The 20506-nt window shown below is 65.6% G+C and carries 22 protein-coding genes and 1 pseudogene; 11 read left to right on the top strand and 12 right to left on the bottom strand.

Annotated features, from left to right (window positions below; translation table 11 throughout):
• Nucleotides 1-460: 460 nt before the first annotated feature.
• Complete coding sequence (locus tag AB0N05_RS08190; RefSeq protein WP_364689047.1) at nt 461-601, bottom strand: hypothetical protein; 141 nt, start codon at nt 599-601, stop codon at nt 461-463.
• 205 nt (nt 602-806) lie between these two features.
• Between AB0N05_RS08190 and AB0N05_RS08185 the strand changes: the two genes are divergently transcribed.
• The 3 genes from AB0N05_RS08185 to AB0N05_RS08175 all read left to right on the top strand — a co-directional run bounded on the left by AB0N05_RS08185 (nt 807) and on the right by AB0N05_RS08175 (nt 2026).
• On the top strand, nt 807-1280 hold the full coding sequence (locus AB0N05_RS08185) for a CinA family protein (protein ID WP_364689044.1): 474 nt from the start codon (nt 807-809) through the stop codon (nt 1278-1280).
• A gap of 207 nt (nt 1281-1487) precedes the next feature.
• Nucleotides 1488-1727 carry a YlcI/YnfO family protein gene (locus AB0N05_RS08180; protein ID WP_364689041.1) on the top strand — a complete coding sequence of 80 codons (240 nt, stop codon included), beginning with the start codon at nt 1488-1490 and terminating at the stop codon, nt 1725-1727.
• Nucleotides 1724-2026, top strand: a complete 303-nt coding sequence (locus AB0N05_RS08175; RefSeq protein WP_364689038.1) for a type II toxin-antitoxin system PemK/MazF family toxin — start codon at nt 1724-1726, stop codon at nt 2024-2026. Before AB0N05_RS08180 ends, AB0N05_RS08175 begins: the two co-directional genes overlap by 4 nt.
• Before the next feature lie 114 nt (nt 2027-2140).
• Here AB0N05_RS08175 and AB0N05_RS08170 read toward each other — a convergent pair whose 3' ends face one another.
• Nucleotides 2141-2377, bottom strand: a complete 237-nt coding sequence (locus tag AB0N05_RS08170; protein WP_364689035.1) for a DUF3039 domain-containing protein — start codon at nt 2375-2377, stop codon at nt 2141-2143.
• A 95-nt stretch (nt 2378-2472) separates the two neighbouring features.
• Between AB0N05_RS08170 and AB0N05_RS08165 the strand changes: the two genes are divergently transcribed.
• Nucleotides 2473-2913 carry a DUF3099 domain-containing protein gene (locus AB0N05_RS08165; protein WP_364689032.1) on the top strand — a complete coding sequence of 147 codons (441 nt, stop codon included), beginning with the start codon at nt 2473-2475 and terminating at the stop codon, nt 2911-2913.
• Here the strand turns inward: AB0N05_RS08165 and AB0N05_RS08160 are convergent.
• Nucleotides 2884-4164: an MFS transporter gene (locus tag AB0N05_RS08160; RefSeq protein ID WP_364689616.1), complete on the bottom strand. Its 1281-nt coding sequence runs from the start codon at nt 4162-4164 to the stop codon at nt 2884-2886. The two genes, AB0N05_RS08165 and AB0N05_RS08160, sit on opposite strands and share 30 nt — an antisense overlap.
• 177 nt (nt 4165-4341) lie before the next feature.
• Here AB0N05_RS08160 and AB0N05_RS08155 point away from each other — a divergent pair, with 177 nt between their 5' ends.
• Nucleotides 4342-5403: a helix-turn-helix domain-containing protein gene (locus AB0N05_RS08155; protein ID WP_364689029.1), complete on the top strand. Its 1062-nt coding sequence runs from the start codon at nt 4342-4344 to the stop codon at nt 5401-5403.
• A gap of 47 nt (nt 5404-5450) precedes the next feature.
• Complete coding sequence (locus AB0N05_RS08150) at nt 5451-6179, top strand: VOC family protein (RefSeq protein ID WP_364689026.1); 729 nt, start codon at nt 5451-5453, stop codon at nt 6177-6179.
• 21 nt (nt 6180-6200) lie between these two features.
• On the opposite strand, the gene AB0N05_RS08145 is transcribed toward AB0N05_RS08150, so the two are convergent.
• Genes AB0N05_RS08145 through AB0N05_RS08125 form a run of 5 tightly spaced genes read right to left on the bottom strand, consistent with a single transcriptional unit; the run spans nt 6201 to nt 8692 of the window.
• Nucleotides 6201-6776, bottom strand: a complete 576-nt coding sequence (locus AB0N05_RS08145) for a hypothetical protein (protein ID WP_364689023.1) — start codon at nt 6774-6776, stop codon at nt 6201-6203.
• Nucleotides 6773-7261 carry a F0F1 ATP synthase subunit B gene (locus AB0N05_RS08140; protein ID WP_364689021.1) on the bottom strand — a complete coding sequence of 163 codons (489 nt, stop codon included), beginning with the start codon at nt 7259-7261 and terminating at the stop codon, nt 6773-6775. Before AB0N05_RS08140 ends, AB0N05_RS08145 begins: the two co-directional genes overlap by 4 nt.
• Nucleotides 7262-7287: 26 nt before the next feature.
• Nucleotides 7288-7545, bottom strand: coding sequence for a F0F1 ATP synthase subunit C (locus AB0N05_RS08135; protein ID WP_067566745.1), 258 nt, complete (start codon nt 7543-7545; stop codon nt 7288-7290).
• A gap of 44 nt (nt 7546-7589) precedes the next feature.
• Nucleotides 7590-8384 (bottom strand): F0F1 ATP synthase subunit A, encoded by a 795-nt coding sequence (gene atpB / locus AB0N05_RS08130; RefSeq protein WP_364689017.1) that lies wholly within the window; start codon nt 8382-8384, stop codon nt 7590-7592.
• Complete coding sequence (locus AB0N05_RS08125) at nt 8381-8692, bottom strand: hypothetical protein (RefSeq protein WP_364689014.1); 312 nt, start codon at nt 8690-8692, stop codon at nt 8381-8383. Before AB0N05_RS08125 ends, atpB begins: the two co-directional genes overlap by 4 nt.
• A 483-nt stretch (nt 8693-9175) precedes the next feature.
• Between AB0N05_RS08125 and AB0N05_RS08120 the strand changes: the two genes are divergently transcribed.
• From AB0N05_RS08120 to AB0N05_RS08105, 4 genes and pseudogenes are all read left to right on the top strand, one after another.
• On the top strand, nt 9176-10711 hold the full coding sequence (locus AB0N05_RS08120) for a methyltransferase (protein ID WP_364689011.1): 1536 nt from the start codon (nt 9176-9178) through the stop codon (nt 10709-10711).
• 518 nt (nt 10712-11229) lie between these two features.
• A complete protein-coding gene (locus tag AB0N05_RS08115) occupies nt 11230-12198 on the top strand; it encodes a sigma-70 family RNA polymerase sigma factor (protein WP_364689008.1) in 969 nt (322 codons plus the stop codon).
• Nucleotides 12199-12640: 442 nt separating this feature from the next.
• Nucleotides 12641-13192 (top strand): hypothetical protein, encoded by a 552-nt coding sequence (locus AB0N05_RS08110; protein WP_364689005.1) that lies wholly within the window; start codon nt 12641-12643, stop codon nt 13190-13192.
• A gap of 27 nt (nt 13193-13219) precedes the next feature.
• A pseudogene (locus tag AB0N05_RS08105) lies at nt 13220-13444 on the top strand (LLM class flavin-dependent oxidoreductase); the annotation flags it as partial.
• Between the two features lie 92 nt (nt 13445-13536).
• On the opposite strand, the gene AB0N05_RS08100 reads toward AB0N05_RS08105, so the two are convergent.
• Both AB0N05_RS08100 and AB0N05_RS08095 read right to left on the bottom strand, forming a co-directional pair.
• Complete coding sequence (locus tag AB0N05_RS08100; RefSeq protein ID WP_364689002.1) at nt 13537-14535, bottom strand: alpha/beta hydrolase family protein; 999 nt, start codon at nt 14533-14535, stop codon at nt 13537-13539.
• A 511-nt stretch (nt 14536-15046) separates the two neighbouring features.
• Nucleotides 15047-15619, bottom strand: coding sequence for a TetR family transcriptional regulator (locus AB0N05_RS08095; protein WP_364688999.1), 573 nt, complete (start codon nt 15617-15619; stop codon nt 15047-15049).
• Nucleotides 15620-15755: 136 nt separating this feature from the next.
• On the opposite strand from AB0N05_RS08095, the gene AB0N05_RS08090 reads away from it, so the two are divergent.
• The gene (locus AB0N05_RS08090) at nt 15756-17291 is read left to right on the top strand and encodes an MDR family MFS transporter (protein WP_364688996.1); all 1536 of its coding nucleotides are present in this window, start codon (nt 15756-15758) and stop codon (nt 17289-17291) included.
• A 75-nt stretch (nt 17292-17366) separates the two neighbouring features.
• On the opposite strand, the gene AB0N05_RS08085 is transcribed toward AB0N05_RS08090, so the two are convergent.
• Nucleotides 17367-17681, bottom strand: coding sequence for an SRPBCC domain-containing protein (locus AB0N05_RS08085; protein ID WP_364688993.1), 315 nt, complete (start codon nt 17679-17681; stop codon nt 17367-17369).
• 39 nt (nt 17682-17720) lie between these two features.
• Nucleotides 17721-20483: a phosphoenolpyruvate carboxylase gene (gene ppc / locus AB0N05_RS08080; protein ID WP_364689613.1), complete on the bottom strand. Its 2763-nt coding sequence runs from the start codon at nt 20481-20483 to the stop codon at nt 17721-17723.
• Nucleotides 20484-20506: the final 23 nt, after the last annotated feature.

The following is a 20506-nucleotide window of genomic DNA, read 5'->3' as shown; positions in this document are numbered from 1 at the left end:
AGAACCCCAAGAACCGTTCGCCGACCGGGCGGTCTCGGGCGCTCTATACATCCTGACCTGGCATTTCGCTGCCCCAACGCATCCCAGCCGTTCCGACCAAAACCCTTCGATTCCCACTGTTCCAGCCGCAAAATGGCACCCATAATGGCACCAGGATTCCCACTGCATCCCGGCGGTCCCGCCGCCCCCGATCGCGAACCCTAGATCGACTCCCCCCCCCCCCCGACTCGAACAGAAGCCGAACGCGTCATCCGCACGGACAGCGCAGTCCATCTCAATCAGCGCGCCATTTGACTTGTATCGGGACGTTCCTCCCGGCCAAAATCCCACCCAAGGGATCCTGTGGACCACACTCTGACCAGTTTCGTCAGCGCGCCATGCGGCATTTGAGGATGTAGTTGGGGTGGCGGTCGAGGTTGGTGCGGGCGACAGTCAGGGGTGTGAGGTGGTGGTCGGTGCATCAGTAGAAGTACAGGCGCAGATCGGATTTGGTGTGGATGCGTGAGATGGTGGAGAACTGGGCTAGGTAGGCGTAGACGGCGAGCTGGAGCACGAGGTCATCACCGGCGAAGTCGGCGTCGAGGTCGGACAGAGCGCTCATGCCCCACGATCACCCGACGCAGCCGACCCGCCAGAACCAGACATGTGAAGCCGCCGGACGCCGGGCACCAGCCTCCAAAGACGTCCTCTTCTGCCGAATGGCGCGATCGAGGCACTACCCGGCGAGGTTGCTCTCAATCCGCTGCGTGATCGCGGAAGGCGCGGGTATCACAGGGAGTGGAACAACTGCCTCGGAGAGGAGCCCGATGTCGACCATCGACGACTATGCAGTCCGGATAGCTTCTGCGGCCACCAGTACCGGCGTGACGGTGGCAGTTGCGGAATCGCTGACCTGCGGGGCACTCGTATCGGCCCTCGGCAGCGCACCCGACTCCGCGCAATGGCTGCAGGGCGCAGTGGTCGCCTATAGCTCCGACGTGAAGCGAACCGTGCTGGGTGTACCCGACGTCGCGGTGGTGTCCGAAGGCGCGGCATGCGCTATGGCTGCCGGGGTCCGAGAGCTTCTGCACGCGGACATCGCCGTCGCTGTCACCGGCGTCGGTGGCCCCGGCCCCCAGGATGGCGAGCCGACAGGCTCGGTGTGGTTCGCGATCGGCGAGACCGACGGGTGCATGGCACGTCACGAGCATTTCGAAGGGCCGCCCGAGCGTGTGGTTCGGCTGACAGTCGAAACCGCCCTGGCCATGATCCTGAGGGCCGTCCACGACAAATCTCAGTAAGCGGATTCGTTTCTCATTGCGCGAGGGCACCCCCCGGGACCAAAACTGGCCCGGGGGTTTTCGCGTATCGAGACACGCATTGCAGCAGGCGGTTCAGACCGTAGTGAGATCCTCCAGCACAAGGGCGGCTTGACCCGCGCGAATGCGACATCAGCACTACTTTCGAATGAATCCCGAACGCATACCAGAATTGGTATGATTGCTGGTATGAGTAAACAGATCACCATCCGCCTGCCCGATGAGCTAGTCGATTTTGTGGACGCCGAGGTAGCGGCCCAGCATTGCGCCAGCCGAGCCGCCCTGGTCGCAGCCGCCCTCGAGCACTACCGCGAACGCGCCGTCGGGGAAGCCATCGTCGCCGGATACACCGCCATCCCCGACGGCGAGGACGAGGACCTGGACGAATTCCTGTCCGCCGCAAGCAAGTCCGTGTGGGGTGATGAGTGAGGCCGATTCACATCGCCGAGTTGGGCACCAAACCACGGCCGGTACTGGTACTGACCCGAGAGATCGCCCGGCCGGTGCTGAACACTGTCACCGTCGCCCCCATCACCAGCACCATCCGCGATATACCTACCGAAGTCCGGCTCGACTCCAGCAACGGGCTGGATCACGATTGCGTGGCACTGCTGGACAAGATCACCACCATCCCCGCCGACGCGCTCGGCCGCCGCGTCGGCTACCTGCACCCCGGACAGGAGCAGAGCTTGACCGATGCCATTCACGCCGCGTTCGAACTGAAGTAGCAGTCGAACCCCTTCCCAGCCGACGCTGGGCGCATATGCCGCTCAAAGTGGCACTCAAATGGCACTTTTCGGCAGTTCGAGACCTCTCCGACCAGGTAGACGCCCAGTCCTAGCTCATTCTTTTTTCATCATTTCGTAGATGCGCTTGCAGTCCGGGCAGACTGGGGAGCCGGGCTTGGCGGACTTGGTGACCGGGAAGACCTCGCCGCAGAGGGCTACTACGTGGGTGCCCATGACCGCGCTTTCGGCGATCTTGTTCTTCTTGACGTAGTGGAAGACCTTGGGGGTGTCGTTGTCGGTCGACTCGTCGGTGGTCGTGTCCGGACGTACCAGGGTGTCTGTGTTGCTCACGCATCCATGATGCCAGGACGCGGTTGGACCGCCGGAGGAAGTGCCCCGGAACACCGGCGTGTGCATTCGACCGGCCGTAGTGCAAGACTCGAGGTATGCAGCGTGACGGCGAATCCCAGGCCGAGTTCGGTGATGGCGGTGATCGCCCGGAGGTCGAAATCCATCCCGCCGGTTCGATCCCCATTCCGCCGCGTCCGGCGGCGGGGTACTTCCCGGGTGAGCAGAAGCATCCGGCGCTGATCACCGAGGCCGCGCCGTCGTTGGAGCAGCAGCATCATGATCGGGTCAAGCGGTACACGATCATTATGGCGTTCCGCATCCCCTGCTTGGTCCTGTCGGCCGTGGCCTACAGCCTGTGGGCGAACTGGGTGATCTCGCTGCTGATCATCGGTGTGTCGATTCCGCTGCCGTGGATCGCGGTGCTGGTCGCCAATGACCGGCCGCCGCGCAGCAAGGACGAGCCCAGCCGCTGGGACGGCCGGCGAGCGGACCAGGCCGCGCTGGAATCACACCGGCACGACGCCATCGACGGGTGACTTGCGGCGGATCCCCGCCGAGAACAACGCCGCGATCGCACACAATCCGCCTGCGATGAACCAGGCCGTGGTGTAACTGCCCTGCACATCGCGGATGACGCCCGCGCCGAACGCCGCCAGCGCCGCACCGATCTGGTGCGAGGCGAACACCCAGCCGAACGCGACGGGCCCGTCCGCACCGAAATGCTCGCGGCACAGCGCGACCGTCGGCGGCACGGTGGCGATCCAGTCCAGGCCGTAGAAGATGATGAACGCCCACATGCTCGGCTCAACACTGGGCCTGAACAGCATGGGCAGAATCAGCAGCGACAGCCCGCGCAGCGTGTAATAGCCGACCAGCAGATACCGCGAGTCGACGCGATCGGTGAGCCAGCCCGATGCGATGGTCCCCGCCACATCGAAAACCCCGACTGTCGCCAGCAGCCCGGCCGCCGTGGTGGCGGGCATACCGTGATCATGCGCGGCGCTCACGAAATGCGTGCCGATCAGACCGTTGGTGGACGCGCCACAGATGGCGAAACCGCCTGCCAACAGCCAGAACACGGGCTTGCGGGCAATGGTGCCGAGCACGGTCAGCGCACGCGACGCTCCCCCAGCCGCCCGGGTCCGCACGCCCGGATCATTGCCGGGCTCGGCCCCATACGCGGTGACGCCGATATCGCTCGGGAAGTCGCGAATGAACAGCCACACCAGCGGAACCACCGCCAGCGCGATCCCCGCCACCAGCACCGCGGGCACCCGCCAGCCGTGATCGTGCGCGAGGCTGGCGATCAACGGCAGGAAGACCAACTGCCCGGTCGCGCCCGCGGCCGTGAGCACACCGGTCACCAGGCCGCGCTGGCGGACGAACCAGCGCCCGGTGATGGTCGCGACGAACGGCATGGACATCGACCCCACGCCGAGACCGACCAGCACGCCCCAGGTCGCCATCAGCTGCCAGGCCTGCGTCATGAAGACCGTGAGCCCGCTGCCCGCGGCGATGAGCAGCAGCGCGCAGACCACCACCCGCCGGATGCCGAAGCGGTCCATCAGCGCCGCCGCGAAGGGCGAAATAAGCCCGTACAGCAGCACATTCACCGAGACGGCCGCACCGATCGTGCCGTGCGACCAACCGAATTCGGTGTGCAGCGGATCCATGAGCACGCTGGGCACCGAGCGGAATCCGGCCGCGCCGATCAGCGTCACGAATCCGATGACCGCCACGATCCACGCGGGATGCAGCCGCGGCCCACCCGCACCCGCTCCCTCGATCCCCGCCGCCGAGGCAGCCGATCCGATGGTCGATGACGTTGTGCCGTGCGGTGATTCCACCGGCAGATCGGCCTGAAGTTCGCTCACCGGTGAAGCGTGCCCGAAATACAACTGGCCTGCGAGTGGCCTGAATGCCACAATGCGTAAATATCTAGCCAAACCGAAGGGAGCCGTGCCTTGAACAGCAGCGCTCATCAGGCCGCAGCCCGGCGGGAAAGCACCGCGCCCACACCGCATCTGGTGGCGGTACTCGCCCTCGAACCGATCGTTGGCTTCGATATGACGATTCCGCCGCTGGTCCTGGGCGAGGCCCACGACGAGGCCGGAAACCCGCTGTACGACGTGCATGTCTGCGGCCTGAGCACCGACGGCGTCGCCTCCACCACCGGGTACACGATCGTCCCGGAGTTCGGTCCCGAACTACTGGCCCGCGCCGACACCGTCATCGTGCCCGGCACCAAGATCGTGGAACCCCGCACCCAGGGCGTACTGCCGCCCGAGCTGGCCGGCGCCCTGGCCACCATCCGCCCCGACGCCCGCATCGTCTCGATCTGCACCGGCGCGTTCGTCCTGGGCGCGGCGGGCATTCTGGACGGCCGCCGCGCCACCACGCACTGGCACTTCGCGGACCAGTTCCGCTCCCTGTACCCCAATGTGCAGCTCGATGAGAACCAGTTGTTCGTGCAGGACGGAAACATCTGGACCGCAGCCGGACTCGCCGCAGGCATCGACCTGTGCCTGCACCTGATCCGCACCGATCACGGCAGTGCCGCCGCCAATGGCGCGGCCCGTTACTGCGTGATGCCGCCCTGGCGCGAGGGCGGGCAATCCCAGTTCATCGAACGCCATGTGCCCGACCCCGGCGAGGACGGCACCGCTCCCACCCGCCTGTGGGCGCTGAACCATCTCGACAAAGACCTGGACTTGAATTCCCTTGCCGCCCATGCCCGAATGAGCGTGCGCACCTTCACCCGCCGGTTCAAGGCCGAGACCGGCATGGCTCCCGGCGCATGGATTCTGCAGCAGCGCCTGCGGCACGCCCGGCATCTGTTGGAGAGCACCGAACTGCCCATCGATGAGGTGGCGTACAGCGCGGGCATGGGCACCGCCGCCTCGCTGCGCCATCACATGCGTCTGGCGCTCGGCGTGCCGCCGCTGGCCTACCGCAAGACCTTTCGCGCGAATCCGGCCCGGTTCGCCGGGTCGATAGCCGCACCACATGCCGCTCTGCGCGACTAACGTCGAAGGGGAAGACCACGTCACAACCGCCAGTGATGGGAGACACTATGACGATTCGATGGATCTGGGCCTTCCTCGACCGTCCCGTAGCGCAATTCGAGGAATGTATCGAGTTCTGGACCGCGGTCACCCATACCACGGTCTCGCCCCGGCGTGGCGAGTTCGGCGAGTTCGTCACGCTGCTACCGGATTCCGGTGGGCCGGCGATCAAGATGCAGGCGGTGTCGGGTGCGCCGCGGGTGCATATGGACCTGGACGTGGACGATATCGCCGCGGCGACCGAGCAGGCCGTGCGATTCGGCGCGACGCTGGTGCTCGACAATCCGGACTGCGCGGTGCTGAAATCACCGCACGACATGATCTTCTGCTTCACTCCGGCCGACCCGACACAGGGTGAGCTCACGGCGGTGGTCACCGGTCCGGAGGGCGACACCAGCCGCGTCGATCAGATCACGCTGGATATCGGTGCATCCGATCATGAGGCGGAGGTCCGCTTCTGGACCGCCCTGACCGGCTGGACGTGGCGGCCCGGCACCCTGACGGAATACTCACGGCTGGTACCGGATTCGCCGCTGCCGATCAATCTGCTGCTGCAACGCCTCGACGAGGACCGGCCGACCTCGGCGCATCTGGATCTGTCGTGCACCGACACCGAAGCCACCGCCGCCTGGCACGAGAAGCTGGGCGCACAACGCATCGAACGCGGCAAACGGTGGATAGTCATGGCGGATCCGGCCGGTCAGCCATACTGCCTGACCGGCCGGACACCGGCCTGAATTCAGTTCTGCCTCAGTAGTTCACTGCCACTTGGTCCGCGGCTGTTCCCGGGCGGCCGGGGCCGAGTTGGCGAGCGCCTCGAGGTCTTCGAGGAACTTCTCGATGCTGTCGGATCTGGCCTGCGGGGTGCCGACCTGCTCGCGCAGTTTCTCCTCGGTGAGGGCCAGCATGGCGGCGGACAGGTCGGCCTCCAGATCGCGAATCATCTGCCTGCGGAATTGCAGGATCTGATCGCGGCCCTGTTTGCGTACCCGTTCCACCTCCCCGGCGGCTGCCTCCCGCATCTGCGCAATGATGCGGTCGGCGTCGGCGCGGGCATCCACGCGCATGCGGTCCAGTTCGGACTGCGCCTCGGCCACGGCATTGTCGTAGGCGGCCTTGGCGTCGAGCAGGCGGGTGGCCGCCTGATCGCTTTCCTCGAGCTGCCGTCGGACAATATTCTGCTGTTTGGCCATCCACGTCTTCACCAGTGGGACAATGTATTTCACGGTGAACCACACGATGACGCCGAAGCCGAATAGCTGACTGAAGAAAACCGGCCAGTCGAAGGAGATGTTGTAAAGGCCTTCGGCGAGGATGCCGTTGGTGAGGATCATGCAGACCCCCGTCCTCTCTGCTGGCCGGCACTGGTCCGGGGACGATCTTTCACGCCGAGCATCCGGTCCGCCAGATCGGAGGCGAGCGGTTCGACGACTTCACGTAGTTCGGCGGCAACCTGGTCGGCCTCGGCACGCAGGTGTGCCGTGGATTCGGCCACGATGTGGTCGGCCTGCTTCTGGGCCTCACCGCGCATCTCATCGAGAATGGCCCGGCCTTCGGCGCGTGCCTCATTGCGGATATCGGCCGCTTCGGCGCGGGCCTTCTCCATCGCCGTGTTGTAACGGCTTTCGGCTTCGGCGAATATCTCGCTTGCTTCCTTGGCCGTCTTCGTGGTGTCTTCGACCCGTGCCTCCCGTTCCGCCAGCACTTTTCGGATCGGCGGAACGACGAAGAACCAGATGACTCCGAGCACGATCAGGAAGATCGCCAGCTCGACAAAGAAGGTTCCGTTGGGAATCAGGAAGTTCCCCGCGGCCTCCACATCCGTTCTCGGAGACATGATTGTGTCTACTTACCTGGAGTCGCGAATACGAACAGCGCCATGAACGCTAGATTGATGAAGTAGGCCGCCTCGACCAGACCGACTGTCAGGAAGAAGTTGCCGCGCAAGCGGCCCTCGGCCTCCGGCTGCCGGGTGACGCCATTGATGAGCGCGGCGCCGGCCAGACCGTCACCGATTCCCGCGCCGATGGCACCGCCCGCCAGGATGATGCCGCCGCCGATGAGAGCGCCCTGGACGATACTCGCGGTTGCTGGATCTGCCATTTTTCACTTCCTTATGAAGAATTATCCCCGAACGGCGGTGCCGATCAGTGCTTTTCGTTCTCCAGCGACATCGACTGGCTGAAGTACAGGACGGTCAGCAGAGAGAAGATGAATGCCTGAATTCCTCCGACGAAAAGGTCGAACAACTTCCAGACGGCATTCGGACCCCAGCTGATCCAGAACGGGAACAAAGTGATCACCGCGACCATGACGCCACCGGCGAACATATTGCCGAAGAGTCGCAAAGCCAATGACAGCGGTTTGGCGACTTCCTCGATCACATTGATCAAAACCATGGGGCCCCAACCGGTATGCCCCTTGAGCAATTGTTTGGCATGCCCGCCCGGACCACGCCGCCAGACACCGGCGGCCTGATAGGCGAAGAGCACGAACAATGCCAGCGCGAAGGTGAAGTTCACATCGGAGGCCGGCGGGGCGATCAACTCGCCCGAACCGTATTGCACCGGCAGCACCGACAACCAGTTCGACAGCAGGATGAAGGTGAAGAGTGTGACCGCGAGTGGCAGCGCGAACGGGGCGACCTTCATGCCGATGGCGGTCTCCACCTGACTGCGCATCGCGACCGTGATGGTCTCGAAGAACAGCTGCACGCCGTTGGGAACACCCGACGTGAGCTTGATTCGCAGGTAGAACGCCAGCCCGAGCACGATGACGGCGGCCACGACGGTCGACACGATGGTGTCGACATTGAAGTCCAAGCCCCACAGGTGCGCGACCGCGTGGTCGCCGACGTGGATCTTCGGCTCCGCGTCACCCTCTGCGAGCAGGGACACCGGAGTCGTCGACGTGAGCGTGATCGAAGCGATTGAAATGCTCATGACTGTTGGCGGAGCCCTTTCACCTCGGGCACAACGGTTTGCACGACCATGACGATCTGGAATAGCGCCAGCCCGAAGAAGATCCCGATGCCATTGGGCCGGGTCAGGATGGCCACAAGAATCGACAGACCGGTCAGTATCAGCAACCGGGCCGCCGAGGAGAGCGCCAGCTTTTGCTTGCTGGGAGTTTCCGCGTCGGTGATGCGCACGATGGACATCCATGTGAGCCGGGCATTGAGCCAACCGAGAACCAGTCCGGCGCTTATGAAAACACCCAGCAACAATCGATCGAGCGCACCCGTGGCCATCAATGCCAGTACGCCTATAGCGAGGGCAATAGCCGCCGCTCGACGCATTTGGAGCCTACTGACGTCCACTTACGACACCGCCTCGCCGTCATCCCACCTCGTAGTGGGGCCGTACATGATCAAAGCATACAACCCCGAACCTCGGTGCGGGACAAGAAATTTGATCTTCACATTGTTGATCTTGAATTTAGCGAACACCTTTCAGCGACATTTCAGCGACAATTCTTCGTTAGCTGTGGCGCGCAACGATTTACGCGTTTCCGCCGGTCAGAGAGGGTTCATTCCCATTCACTCCCCCGTGGCCGTCGAGCGCCATAAACGGCGCGACCGCCAGCCAGCCCGGAGCGAACGCTAGCGGGATGAACACTTCGGTCCCGAATCGGACAACAAATTCCGACAATTCGGACAATCCCGCTGGACGAGCCGAGCCGAACCGGGACCGCTGCGGAATGCCCCGGGGTTGCGGTGGCAGAGTTTGACCCCATGCCGACGAACCGCTCCGTCGTCCCGCGCTTGACGACCACCTCGTCCCTGCTCGCCGACCTCGCCCCGGACCTACGCAAGGCCCTCACACGCGTCAGGTACGACGCCGACACCCTCCTGGAGGCGCTCGGCGATCCCGCGCACGCCGCGCTCGGCCGCTCCGAACCGGTACCCGTGCGCCGCGCGGCCGCCGAACTCGGAGAGCTCGGCACCCTCGTGCGACTGCTGCTGCTCGGCGATCCCATGCCCGAACGCGACGTGGCCTCCGCACTCGCACCCGTGGATATAGAGCGCGCGGTGGCCGCCGGACTATTGGAACGCGACGGCGACCGCGTCCGCGCAGCCCTCGACCTGCGCCCCCTCGATCTCGGCCACGGAACCCGCTGGGTCATCTCCGATCTCGACGACTCCATGCACCGCCGCACCCTCGACCACGAACATGTACTCGGCGTAGGCCAGGCGTCGCTCTCGCTGCTGCGCGCCACGCCGACCCGCCCCACCGGCACCGTGCTCGATCTCGGCACCGGATGCGGCATTCAGGCCGTCCACGCGGCCGCCTACGGCCGCACCGTCACCGGCACCGATGTCAGCGAGCGCGCCATCTGGCTGGCCGAGGCGACCGCCGCCCTCAATGATCTGGATATCGAACTGCTGGAAGGCTCTTGGTTCGAACCCGTCGCGGGCCGCCGCTTCGACCAGATCGTGGCCAATCCGCCGTTCGTGGTGGGCCCGGCCCGGATCGAGCACACCTATAGGGATTCCGGCCTCGCGCTCGACGGCGCGAGCGAACTCGTCATCTCCCGCATTCCAGAGCTGTTGAATCCCGGTGGCACCGCCGCACTGCTCGCCTCCTGGGTGCATATCGAGGGCGAGGACTGGCGCACCCGCGTCGCGAGCTGGCTACCCGAATACGGCATCGACGCCTGGATCGTGCAGCGCGACATCGCCGATCCCGCCCTCTATGTCGGAACCTGGCTGCGTGACGCCGGATTGGACCCGCGCTCAGAGGAGGCGCAGGCCCGTGCCGAACAGTGGCTGGATGCGTTCACCGCCGCCGATGTGGAAGGCATCGGCTTCGGCTTCGTCTATCTCCGCAATATCGACGGGCCGACCGAACTGCTCGCCGAGGACCTCACGCACGGCTTCGAGGATCCGCTCGGCGAGGAGGCCCTCCGCTACTTCGAGCGCTCGGCCTGGCTGCGGGCCGTGGCGGCGGACGCGGACCTGATGCTGTCCTCCCGCTTCGAGGTCGATCCGGCCACCGCGCTCGAGCGCGTCTACCTGCCCGGCGCCGAGGGCTGGGATCAGCGAGTCGCGCGTCTGCATCGCGGCGACGGCCCGCGCTGGCAGCACGAGGTGGACGACACCACCGCGTCCCTGCTCGCCGGGATGCGCCCGGACGGCCTGCCGCTGAACGAGCTGATCGAACTGCTGGCCTTCGGCGAGACCGGCGATGCCGCGACCCCGGAATTCGAGTCCGCGGTGCTGGGCGTGGTGGTCGGGCTGGTCCGCCACGGACTGATTCATCCCCGCTGATCGGTCCCCGCGCCGATTCGTCCCCGCCGGGCTGGTCCCCAGCAAACCGATCAAGCTGAATCGCCGCCGAATCGTCATCCACTTCTTATCTCCGCAATCAGCCTCGACCGCCGGACAATGCCCTGTTCGGCGGTCGAGTTGTCTCCAAGCGTGCTGGACGCGCCAGTAACTCAGTGATCCACGTCACAATAATCACCCTCCCAAGATCACTTGGGGAATCCCTGTGACCAGCGAATCGTTGGAAATCCTGCTCGAACGATTGGTGACACGACAAGACCCGCTCACACGGATTCGATTGCCGCACGCGGAAGTTCGCCGCCGCCGGGAGCTATTACCCGGACACCGATGGCCGACGACCGATATGCCCGTGTTCCCCGGTGTGTGCGCTTCTCAGGAACTTCTCAGACGTGTGCCGTGAAAACCGCAGCTCAGATGCGGTTTATGAACGCCGTGGCGGGGAACTTTCTTGATGTCGGGTCCGTTGAACGGAGCGAGACACCACCGACAGGAGGCAAGTCATGACAAGCCCCGCCACCACTGACGTGCGCATCAGCGAACAGGACCTCGACGCCCAGAGCCCCGCAGCCGACCTGGTACGCGTGTACCTGAACGGAATCGGCAAGACTGCACTGCTCACGGCCGCCGACGAGGTCGAGCTGGCCAAGCGCATCGAGGCGGGCCTCTACGCGCAGCACCTGCTGGAGACGAGCAAGCGTCTGTCCGCGGCCAAGAAGAAGGATCTCGCGATCCTGGTCCGCGAGGGTCGCGCCGCCCGCCAGCATCTGCTCGAAGCCAACCTGCGCCTCGTGGTGTCGCTGGCCAAGCGCTACACGGGCCGCGGCATGCCGCTGCTGGATCTGATCCAGGAAGGCAATCTGGGTCTGATTCGCGCCATGGAGAAGTTCGACTACACCAAGGGCTTCAAGTTCTCGACCTACGCCACCTGGTGGATTCGCCAAGCCATCACCCGCGGCATGGCCGATCAGAGCCGCACCATCCGCCTCCCCGTCCATTTGGTGGAGCAGGTCAACAAGCTGGCCCGGATCAAGCGCGAACTGCATCAGCAGCTGGGGCGTGAGGCCACCGACCATGAACTGGCCAATGAGTCCGGCATTCCGGTCGAGAAGATCGCCGATCTGCTCGATCACAGCCGCGACCCGGTGAGCCTGGACATGCCGGTCGGCAATGACGAAGAGGCCCCGCTGGGCGACTTCATCGAGGATTCCGAGGCCACCTCCGCCGAATCCGCCGTGATCGCCGGGCTCCTGCACCGCGACGTCCGAGTCGTCCTCGCGACCCTCGACGAGCGCGAACAGCAGGTCATCCGCCTGCGCTACGGCCTCGACGACGGCCAGCCCCGCACCCTCGACCAGATCGGCAAGCTCTTCGGCCTCTCCCGCGAACGAGTCCGCCAGATCGAGCGCGAGGTCATGTCCAAACTCCGCAAGGGTGAACGCGCCGACCGCCTGCGCGCCTACGCCAGCTGACCAACCCCGAGCCCGCGGCACGACCACCGTCCGCCGGCTCGGCCACGAATGTCGGGCCGTCTCGAGGCGCCGGCCCGCCAACCGCCGGTTGGTTCCCACTTCCCGTATGTCCCCCTCCGGGAAGCGCGAACCAGCCGGCGTTTTCGTGCGCAAGCCACCCATTCACCTTGCCGCCCAAAGCATTCACCCACCCAGCCCGAGTTCATCCTCGCGACCCCAGCACCCGCGGTGCGGTGAGGGAGCACTGGTGGCGTGAAAACGGACGAATTCCCACCACCAGTGCTCCCTCACTGGTTTTGATGCACCGGCCGCGACGGGAAGCGCGGCTTCGGCGGGTGTTCCGCGCTGAGAACTTGTCACACCGATGGACTTTGATGACGGCATGAAAGAACTGTTGCGGCGGCTGCCTGAGATTGCGGCCCTTCGGGATCGGTGCCGGGCGATGGCGATGCTCGAGGCGGTCCTCAGCCCGGAGTGGGGGGATCGGTACTACTCGTTCAATAGTGGGTGGGGTGGGGATACCGGCGAGGAGATGGGGTCCATGCGCAATGGGTCGGGGGATGACTGGTTCATTGTCTTCTCCGAGATCGGGGTCTATGGGCGGGGATTCGACCATGAGGCGCCCAATGCGCCGCAGCTGTTGGAGGCTGTGCCTGCGGTCTTCGCTCCATACGTCGGCGAGCCTTCGTTCGGGGATCCCGACGGGAAACCTATTGTGACCGCGTGTTTTTGGCGGGAGCCCGGGGATGCGGCGTGGGGTGTCGCGGCTGCCGAGGAGGGCGGCGCGGGGTTGTTCGAGTTGCTCGTCGCGGGGACGCCCGAGGCGTATCGGGAGTGGGCCGAGGACTACTACGAAGTCGACGTGAGCCTGGCGGCCGTGCAGCATGTGTACGCCCTTCGACCTCTCACCGCCGAGGTGGTGGCGGAGCTCAACCCCGATCTGGAGCTGGCCGACCTCGAGGAGGATCTCGCCGAAATCGGTTATCCGCGTTGATGTCCTAATGCTGGCAGGATGGCTGGTGTGCAGGTTTGCATTACTACCGAGCCGCAACAGGGCGCGAGTTACGACGAGCTGCTGTCGGTTGCCAAGGCCGCTGAGGAGCTCGGGTTCGACGGGTTCTTCCGGTCCGATCACTACCTCGCCATGGATGGCGTGGATGGGTTGCCGGGGCCTACCGATGCGTGGATCACGCTGGCGGGGTTGGCTCGGGAGACCACCAGGATTCGGCTAGGCACGCTGGTCAGTCCGGCTGCCTCAGGTCTGAGCAGACGCTCAAACCATGAAGGGAGGAGCCCATTGCGGACTCCTCCCTTCATCGCGTCTCAGTCGAAGACAGGCTAGACGCCCATGCCCTGCGCGAGCAGCGGCCAGGACTCGTGCAGCGCCTGCTCCCAGTACGGCCAGTAGTGCGTGCCGACCGGGTTGAACTGGTAGGTGGCCGGGATGCCCAAGCCGTCCAGCTTGCCCTTCAGGTTATTGGTGCAGCCATTGACGGCCGCCTCGATGACCATGCCGAGGGCGAGGTTCACCGCGCCGGTCGGGCCGGGCGCGCTGCCCAGGTAGTAGTTGACGTCATCCATGACCGGGATGCCGCTACCACTGGAGATGTAGAGCTGGGTGCCGCGCAGCTTGTCCGCGTGGATGACCGGGTCGTTCTCGGCCCACAGCGGGCTGTCGTCGGGGCCGTACATGTTCGAGACCTTGCCGCCGGCCCAGGTCTCGGTGGCGAGCTTGACGAACTGCTTACCCGCCGGGTCGGCGATCTGCGCGCAACCGCTGTAGGCGGCGACGGCCTTGAACAGGCCGGGCTTGGCCTCGGCCAGCTGCAGCACCGAGGTGCCGGAGGTGGACAGGCCGGTCAGCGCATTGACGCCGGTGGAGTGCAGGGTGTCGTCCAGCAGCGGCGGGAGCTCCTCGGTGAAGAAGGTCTTCCACTTGTTCACGCCGAGCTGCGGATCGGGCTTGATCCAGTCGGTGTAGTAGCTGCCGCGGCCGCCGATGGGCTGAATCACATTGACCGGCTTGTCGGCCAGCCATTCGATGGCATTGGTGCGGGCCTTCCAGCTCGCGGTGCCCTCACCGCCATCGAGGCCATTGAGCATGTACAGGTTCGGCGCGGGCTGCGACTCATCGGCCGGGCGCTGCACATCCACCGCGATCTCGGTGTCCATGGACTCGGAGTACACCTTCAAATGCCAGGTCCGGCCCTCCTTCGTGATGGAGGTGACCTTGGAGGGTTTCTCCGGTGCCGCCGCGGCGTGGCCGCCGAGCAGCCCCACCGACAACATGGCGGTGAGGGCTACCGCGGTCGCATTACGTAGCGAAGAGAGCTTCATCGAAAAGTAGGTTCCTAACTGTTTCCACCGGCACGCGGGACTACCATCCCCCGACCTGCTATGTCTTCCGTCAAGGCAAAACTGTTACCCAACAGTATTTCTCAAACGGAATCCGTCCTACATCGCGCGGTCGGCGGAGCATACGCCACCGCCACCCGCTGCGCTGCCTGAGCCAGCGCAGGACTGACCGGTCGGCCCCGCCGCAGATCCACTCTGGTCGAGGACGCCGGAATCGACAACTTAGAGATCAATAAGAAGTTGTGAGTCCGTCGATTCGGCCACCCCTCGGCCCTATCCTCTCGGGCGGAAGATCCTGCGCCCAGGATCAGGCGGACGCGGTCACCGCCGTGCTCGGCCGCACCGTCGAAACGGTCGATATTCCGCATGAGGTGGCGCGTGAGCACATGCTGGCCTTCGGCATGTCGGAGGAGTTCGCCGACGGCTCCCTCGCGGGTCCTCGGCCGTGCCCCGCGCAGCTACGCCGACTGGGTGCGCGATCACGCGGCGGCATTCACTTCGTGATCGATGTCCCCCAGCCGGTTTCGAGTAGTTCGAAGACGCGGGTGAGGTCGGCGGCGGGATCGGCGCTGCTGCGGGCCACCTCCAACGCTCCGAGTACGAAGTGCGCCAGCGCCTTTGCCGCAATATCGTCCGGACTAAGGCCCAGGTCCTCGGCGATCGCCCGGGCCAGCGTGCCTTCGTGCCGCCGCCACATCCTCCGGAAGTAGCTCGCGAGCACCGGCGTGGTTTCGATGAGTCGCATGAAGGCACGCATCTCGTCGGTCTCGGGGGGCCGGGGCGTGGCTAGGAACGAATCGCGCAGGCCCTGCAGGACATTCGTGCCCGGCGCGCGGTCGCGGACGGCGGCCACCAGCGCCTGTTCGCGATCCGCGTCGAGGTCGAAGACCAGGGATTCCTTCCCGTCCGGGAAGTGCGCGAACAGGGTGGGCACCGAGACGTCGGCGGCCTCGGCGATCTCCTTCACACTGACCGCGTCGTACCCGCGGTCCAGGAACAGCCGCAGGGCGGCATCGGCCAAGGCCTGCCGCGTCTGGGCCTTCTTGCGCTCGCGAAGTCCACTCATGACCCCACCCTAACGAGGTTGCCTAAGTCATACAAACTTTTAATCGGTTTACTTTCTTAAGTCATTATGGTTTTCTGGAAAAGCGGCCGCCGACCGGCACCGCGGAAGACCTGAACGAATGAAGGGAGGGACCGTCATGACCGGACTTCCTGCCGCTCAGGCGGCCCCGCGCAATGTGCGCTGGATTCTGCTGGGCGTGATGCTGGCAATGCTGCTGGGCATGCTCGACAACATGATCATCGGCACCGCCATGCCGACCATCGTCGGCGAACTGGGCGGGCTCGAACACCTGTCCTGGGTGGTCTCCGCCTACACCCTGGCCACCGCCGCCTCGACGCCGATCTGGGCCAAGCTCGGCGATATCTTCGGCCGCAAACCCAACTTCCTGGCCTCGATCGCCATCTTCCTGATCGGCTCCGGATTGTCGGGAGCCGCACAGACAATGGATCAGCTCATCGGCTTCCGGGTGCTGCAAGGCATCGGCGCGGGCGGGCTGGCGGCGGGCGCGTTCGCCATCATCGGCGAACTGATCCCGCCGCGGGAACGCGCCAAGTACATGGGCATGACCGCCTCGCTGATGGCACTCGCGACCATCGGCGGGCCGCTGGTCGGCGGATTCGTGACCGACCACTTCGGCTGGCGGTGGACGTTCTATCTCAACCTGCCGCTGGGACTGGTCGCGCTGGTGTGGTGCCAGGCCATGCTGCACCTTTCGGCCAAGCGACCGAACGCCAAGATCGATTACCTCGGCGCTGCACTGCTGACGGTGACCATCTCCGCGATCGTGCTGGTCACCACATGGGGTGGCACCCAATACGCTTGGGGCTCACCGCAGGTGCTCGCCATGATCGCGGTCGTGGCACTGGGGCTTCCGGCATTCCTCTGGTCGCAGACCCGGGCACCCGAGCCGATCATTCCGCTGAGCCTGTTCACCAGCCGCAACTTCGCCCTGACCTCGGTGCTGGGGCTCGTGACCGGTGTGGCCATGTTCGGCGCGGTCAGCTTCGTGCCACTGTTCCAACAGACGGTGCAGGGTGCGTCGGCGTCCAACTCGGGGCTACTGCTGCTGCCCATGATGGTGCCGATCATCGCCGTCTCGCAGATCGCGGGCCGCGTCATGGGGAAGACCGGACGGTACAAGATCTATCCGATCCTCGGCGGTGCGTTCCTGACCGCGGGCAGTATCGCGATGGCCACCGTGAGCACCGATACCAGTCGGCTGACCTCGGGCATCTACATGGCCCTCCTGGGCGCGGGCATCGGCTTCCTCATGCAGATCACCATGATGATCGCCCAGAACAGTGTGCAGATGAAGGACATCGGCGCGGCGTCGGGCACCTCGACGCTGTTCCGGACGCTCGGTGGTTCCTTCGGCGTGGCACTGTTCGGCGCGCTGTTCAACCGGCAGGTCACCGGAGCACTGTCCGGACAGGGCGGGGGTTCGGCTTCGGCTGGGACACAGCTCGATCCGGCGACATTGAGCACATTGCCCGCCACGATCCGGGACGCGTACCTGCACGGGGTGGCGTCCGGCGTGCACAGCATCTTCACGTGGGCCGCCGTGATCTGTGCTGTCGGGTTGGTGGCCGCGCTGTTCATCGTCGATGTGCCGCTGCGTCAGCCCGGCGCACCGGCAGCGGCTCCGGTGAAGGAACCGGTGACGCAGAGTTAGCCTCGGCTCTACTTGCCGCACAACGGTTTACGGCCCGCACTCGATTCGAGTGCGGGCCGTTCTCGCTGCTTCGGATCAGGCCGATTCGGCGAGCACGGCGGCCAGGCGGTCGAGCATGCCCGCCCAGCCGCCACCCATGATGGTGCGGGCGCGCTGCATGACGGCGTCCTCCGGATCGAAACCGGTGTGGCTGAATAGAATTCGGGTGCCGTGGCCTTCCTGGCGCAGATCCCAGGTGATGACCCAGCCGGTTACCCGATCGGATTGCGCGTCGTTCCAGGTGATGCTGAGCCGATCGGGGGCGGAGGCCTCCAAAACCTCGCCGCGGATCTCGCCCGAGAACTGCTGGCCCGGGGGACCGTTCGCGCCGGACGCCCGGTCGGCGTTCATCTCGCCTGTACGCAGGGTCGATGAACGCCGACGGAGTCCCTAGCCGGAGTTGCGCAGGGCGGTGGCCAGGCCGTTCATGGTCAGCAGGATGCCGCGTTCGACCAGTTCCGAGTCGTCGCCCGCGCGGCGGCGGCGCAGCAGCTCCACCTGTAGCTGGTTGAGGGGTTCGAGGTAGGGGAAGCGATTGTGGATGGATTCGGCCAGGGCCGCATTGTCCGCGAGGAGTTCCTCGGTGCCTGTGATGGCGGCGTGCATCCGTGCGGTGCGGGTGAATTCGTCGCAGATCATGCCGAAGACGGTGTGGCGCAAGGTCTCATCGGGGACGAGTCCGGCGTAGCTGGCCGCGATATCCATATCCGCCTTGGCCATGACCTGGGCGAGGTTGGACATCACCGTCTGGAAGAAGGGCCAGCGGCGATACAGGTCCGCGAGGGTGGCCAGGCGGGTCGGGTCGTCGCCGATCCACTGTGCGAAGGCGGTGCCGGTGCCGTACCAGCCGGGGAGCATGACGCGGGATTGACTCCAGGCCATGACCCACGGAATGGCACGCAGGTCCGAGACGGAGCTGGTGGGCTTGCGTGAGGCCGGGCGGCTGCCCAGGTTCAGGTCGGCGACCTCGGCGACAGGGGTTGAGGCACGGAAGTATTCGACGAAACCGGGGGTTTCGTGCACCAGCCGCGCGTACGCCTGCCGCGCCAGTTCGGCCAGCTCGTCGAGGATCTCGTAGGCGGGTTCGGCCGCATCTCCCAAGCCCTCGACATCCAGCAGCGTGGATTCGAGGGTGCCCGCGACGAGCGCTTCGAGATTGCGGTAGGCCGTACCGGATTCGGCGTACTTGGTGGAGATGACCTCGCCCTGTTCGGTCAGCCGCAGCGAACCGCGCACCGCACCGGCGGGCTGGGCCAGGATGGCGTCGTAGCTGCGACCGCCACCGCGACCGACGGTGCCACCGCGACCATGGAAGAGCCGCAGGCGAATTCCGGTCTTGCGCGCGGTATCCACCAGATCGAGTTCGGCCCGGTACAGCGCCCAGTTGGCGGCCAGATACCCGCCGTCCTTATTGGAGTCGGAGTAGCCGAGCATGACCTCCTGCGCCATGCCGCGCGCGGTCACCAGGCGATGATAGGCGGGTACTTCCAGTGCGGCGGAGAGGATCTCGGCACCGTGGCGCAGGTCCTCGATGGTCTCGAACAGCGGCACCACGCCGACCGGGCTGGACGGTGGGGTCTGCGCATCGCCCGGGTCGAGGATGCCCGCTTCCTTGAGCAGCAGTGCCGCCTCCAGCATGTCGCTGACCGAGGTGCACATGCTGATGATGTAGTTGGGCACGGTATCCGGGCCCAGATCATCGAGGGCGGTCCGGGCGGCGCGCACCACCGCGAGTTCCTTGGTCGCCAGCTCGCTGAGCTTGGCATTGGGGCCGACCAGCGGGCGACGGGTGCTCAGCTCGGCGGCGAGCAGTTCCACCCGCTGCGCCTCATCGAGCGAGGCGTAATCGGAATGCACTCCGGCCCAGGCGAACAGCTCGGCCGCCACCTGCTCGTGCATTTCGGAGTTCTGCCGCATATCCAGGCCCTGAAGGTGGAAGCCGAAGGTTTCCACCGCGGCGCGCAATGCCGCGAGTTGGTCGTCCGCGAGCAGGCCGTCCCCGGAGGCGCGCATGCAGGCGTCGACCGTATTCAGGTCCGCCAGCAGCTCTTCCGGCCCCGCATAGGGCTGGGCCGGAACATCGATTCCGTCGGCGGGGATTTCGCCCAGCGCCCGTCGCGCGGAGGAACTCAGACGGGCACGGATGGCGCGAATCGCACGACGATAGGGTTCGTCGGCGCGCTGCGGGGAATCATCGAAATCGGCGGCGGCCAGGGCGGCGAGCTCCGGGGTGATCGGCACCAGCCGCGCCGACTGCGAGAGTGACTTCTCCAGTTCCACAAGCGATTTCAGATGCCGTTCGAGGGCGACCGCACCCGCACGATGGGTGGCGCGGTGCACCACCTCGGCCGTCACGTTCGGATTGCCGTCGCGGTCGCCGCCGATCCACGAGCCCGGTCGCAGAATGGGCCGCGACAGCAGCTCATGCTCCGGCCAGCGGGCACGCAGGGCGGCACGCACCTGATCGTTGATGCGCGGGATGACATCGAACAGCGTCAGGTCGTAGTACCGCAGCCCGACCTCGATCTCGTCCTGAATCCGCAAGCGCGCCAGGCGAATCAGGGCCGCCCGCCACAGTTGCAGCACCTGCCTGCGGATATCGGTCTCGATCTCGGCGTATTGCGGCTCGTGCTCGGCGTAGCGCTGGCGCCGTCGCATCAATTCGGTGATGCGGGACTGCACGTCGAAGATGGTGCGCCGCCGCGTCTCGGTCGGATGCGCGGTGATGACCGGCGAGACCAGGGCATCGGCCAGCAGTTCGGCCACGGTGTCACCATCGGGGCGGGCGGCATCGAGCTTGCCGTAGGTGGCCTCCAGGCTGGAATCCTGGGGCGGCTCCCCCGCCGCCAGGTGCACCGCGCGCCGCCGATCGCGTTGCAGATCCTCGGCCAGATTGGCCAGCAGCAGGAAATGGCTGAAGGCGCGAATCACGGGGATGGCGGTCGTGATGTCGACATCGCGGAGCATATCGGCGACGGCGCTGCGCTCCACCTCGGAGCGCCGGATCTTGAAGGCCTCCACCCGGGTTCGTTCGATCAGGTCGAAGACGTCCGCGCCCTCATGGTCGCGAATGGTGTCGCCGAGGATTCCGCCGAGGAACCTGATGTCGTCGCGCAGTGGCGCGGTCGCGGTCTCGATCCGGTCTGCCCGCAAAGTGATCACCTCTCCATACCTTC

The organism is Nocardia sp. NPDC051030, from assembly GCF_040683015.1.
Taxonomy (GTDB): domain Bacteria; phylum Actinomycetota; class Actinomycetes; order Mycobacteriales; family Mycobacteriaceae; genus Nocardia.
Note: the sequence above shows the minus strand (reverse complement) of the source record. Positions and strands in the feature narration are given on the sequence as shown.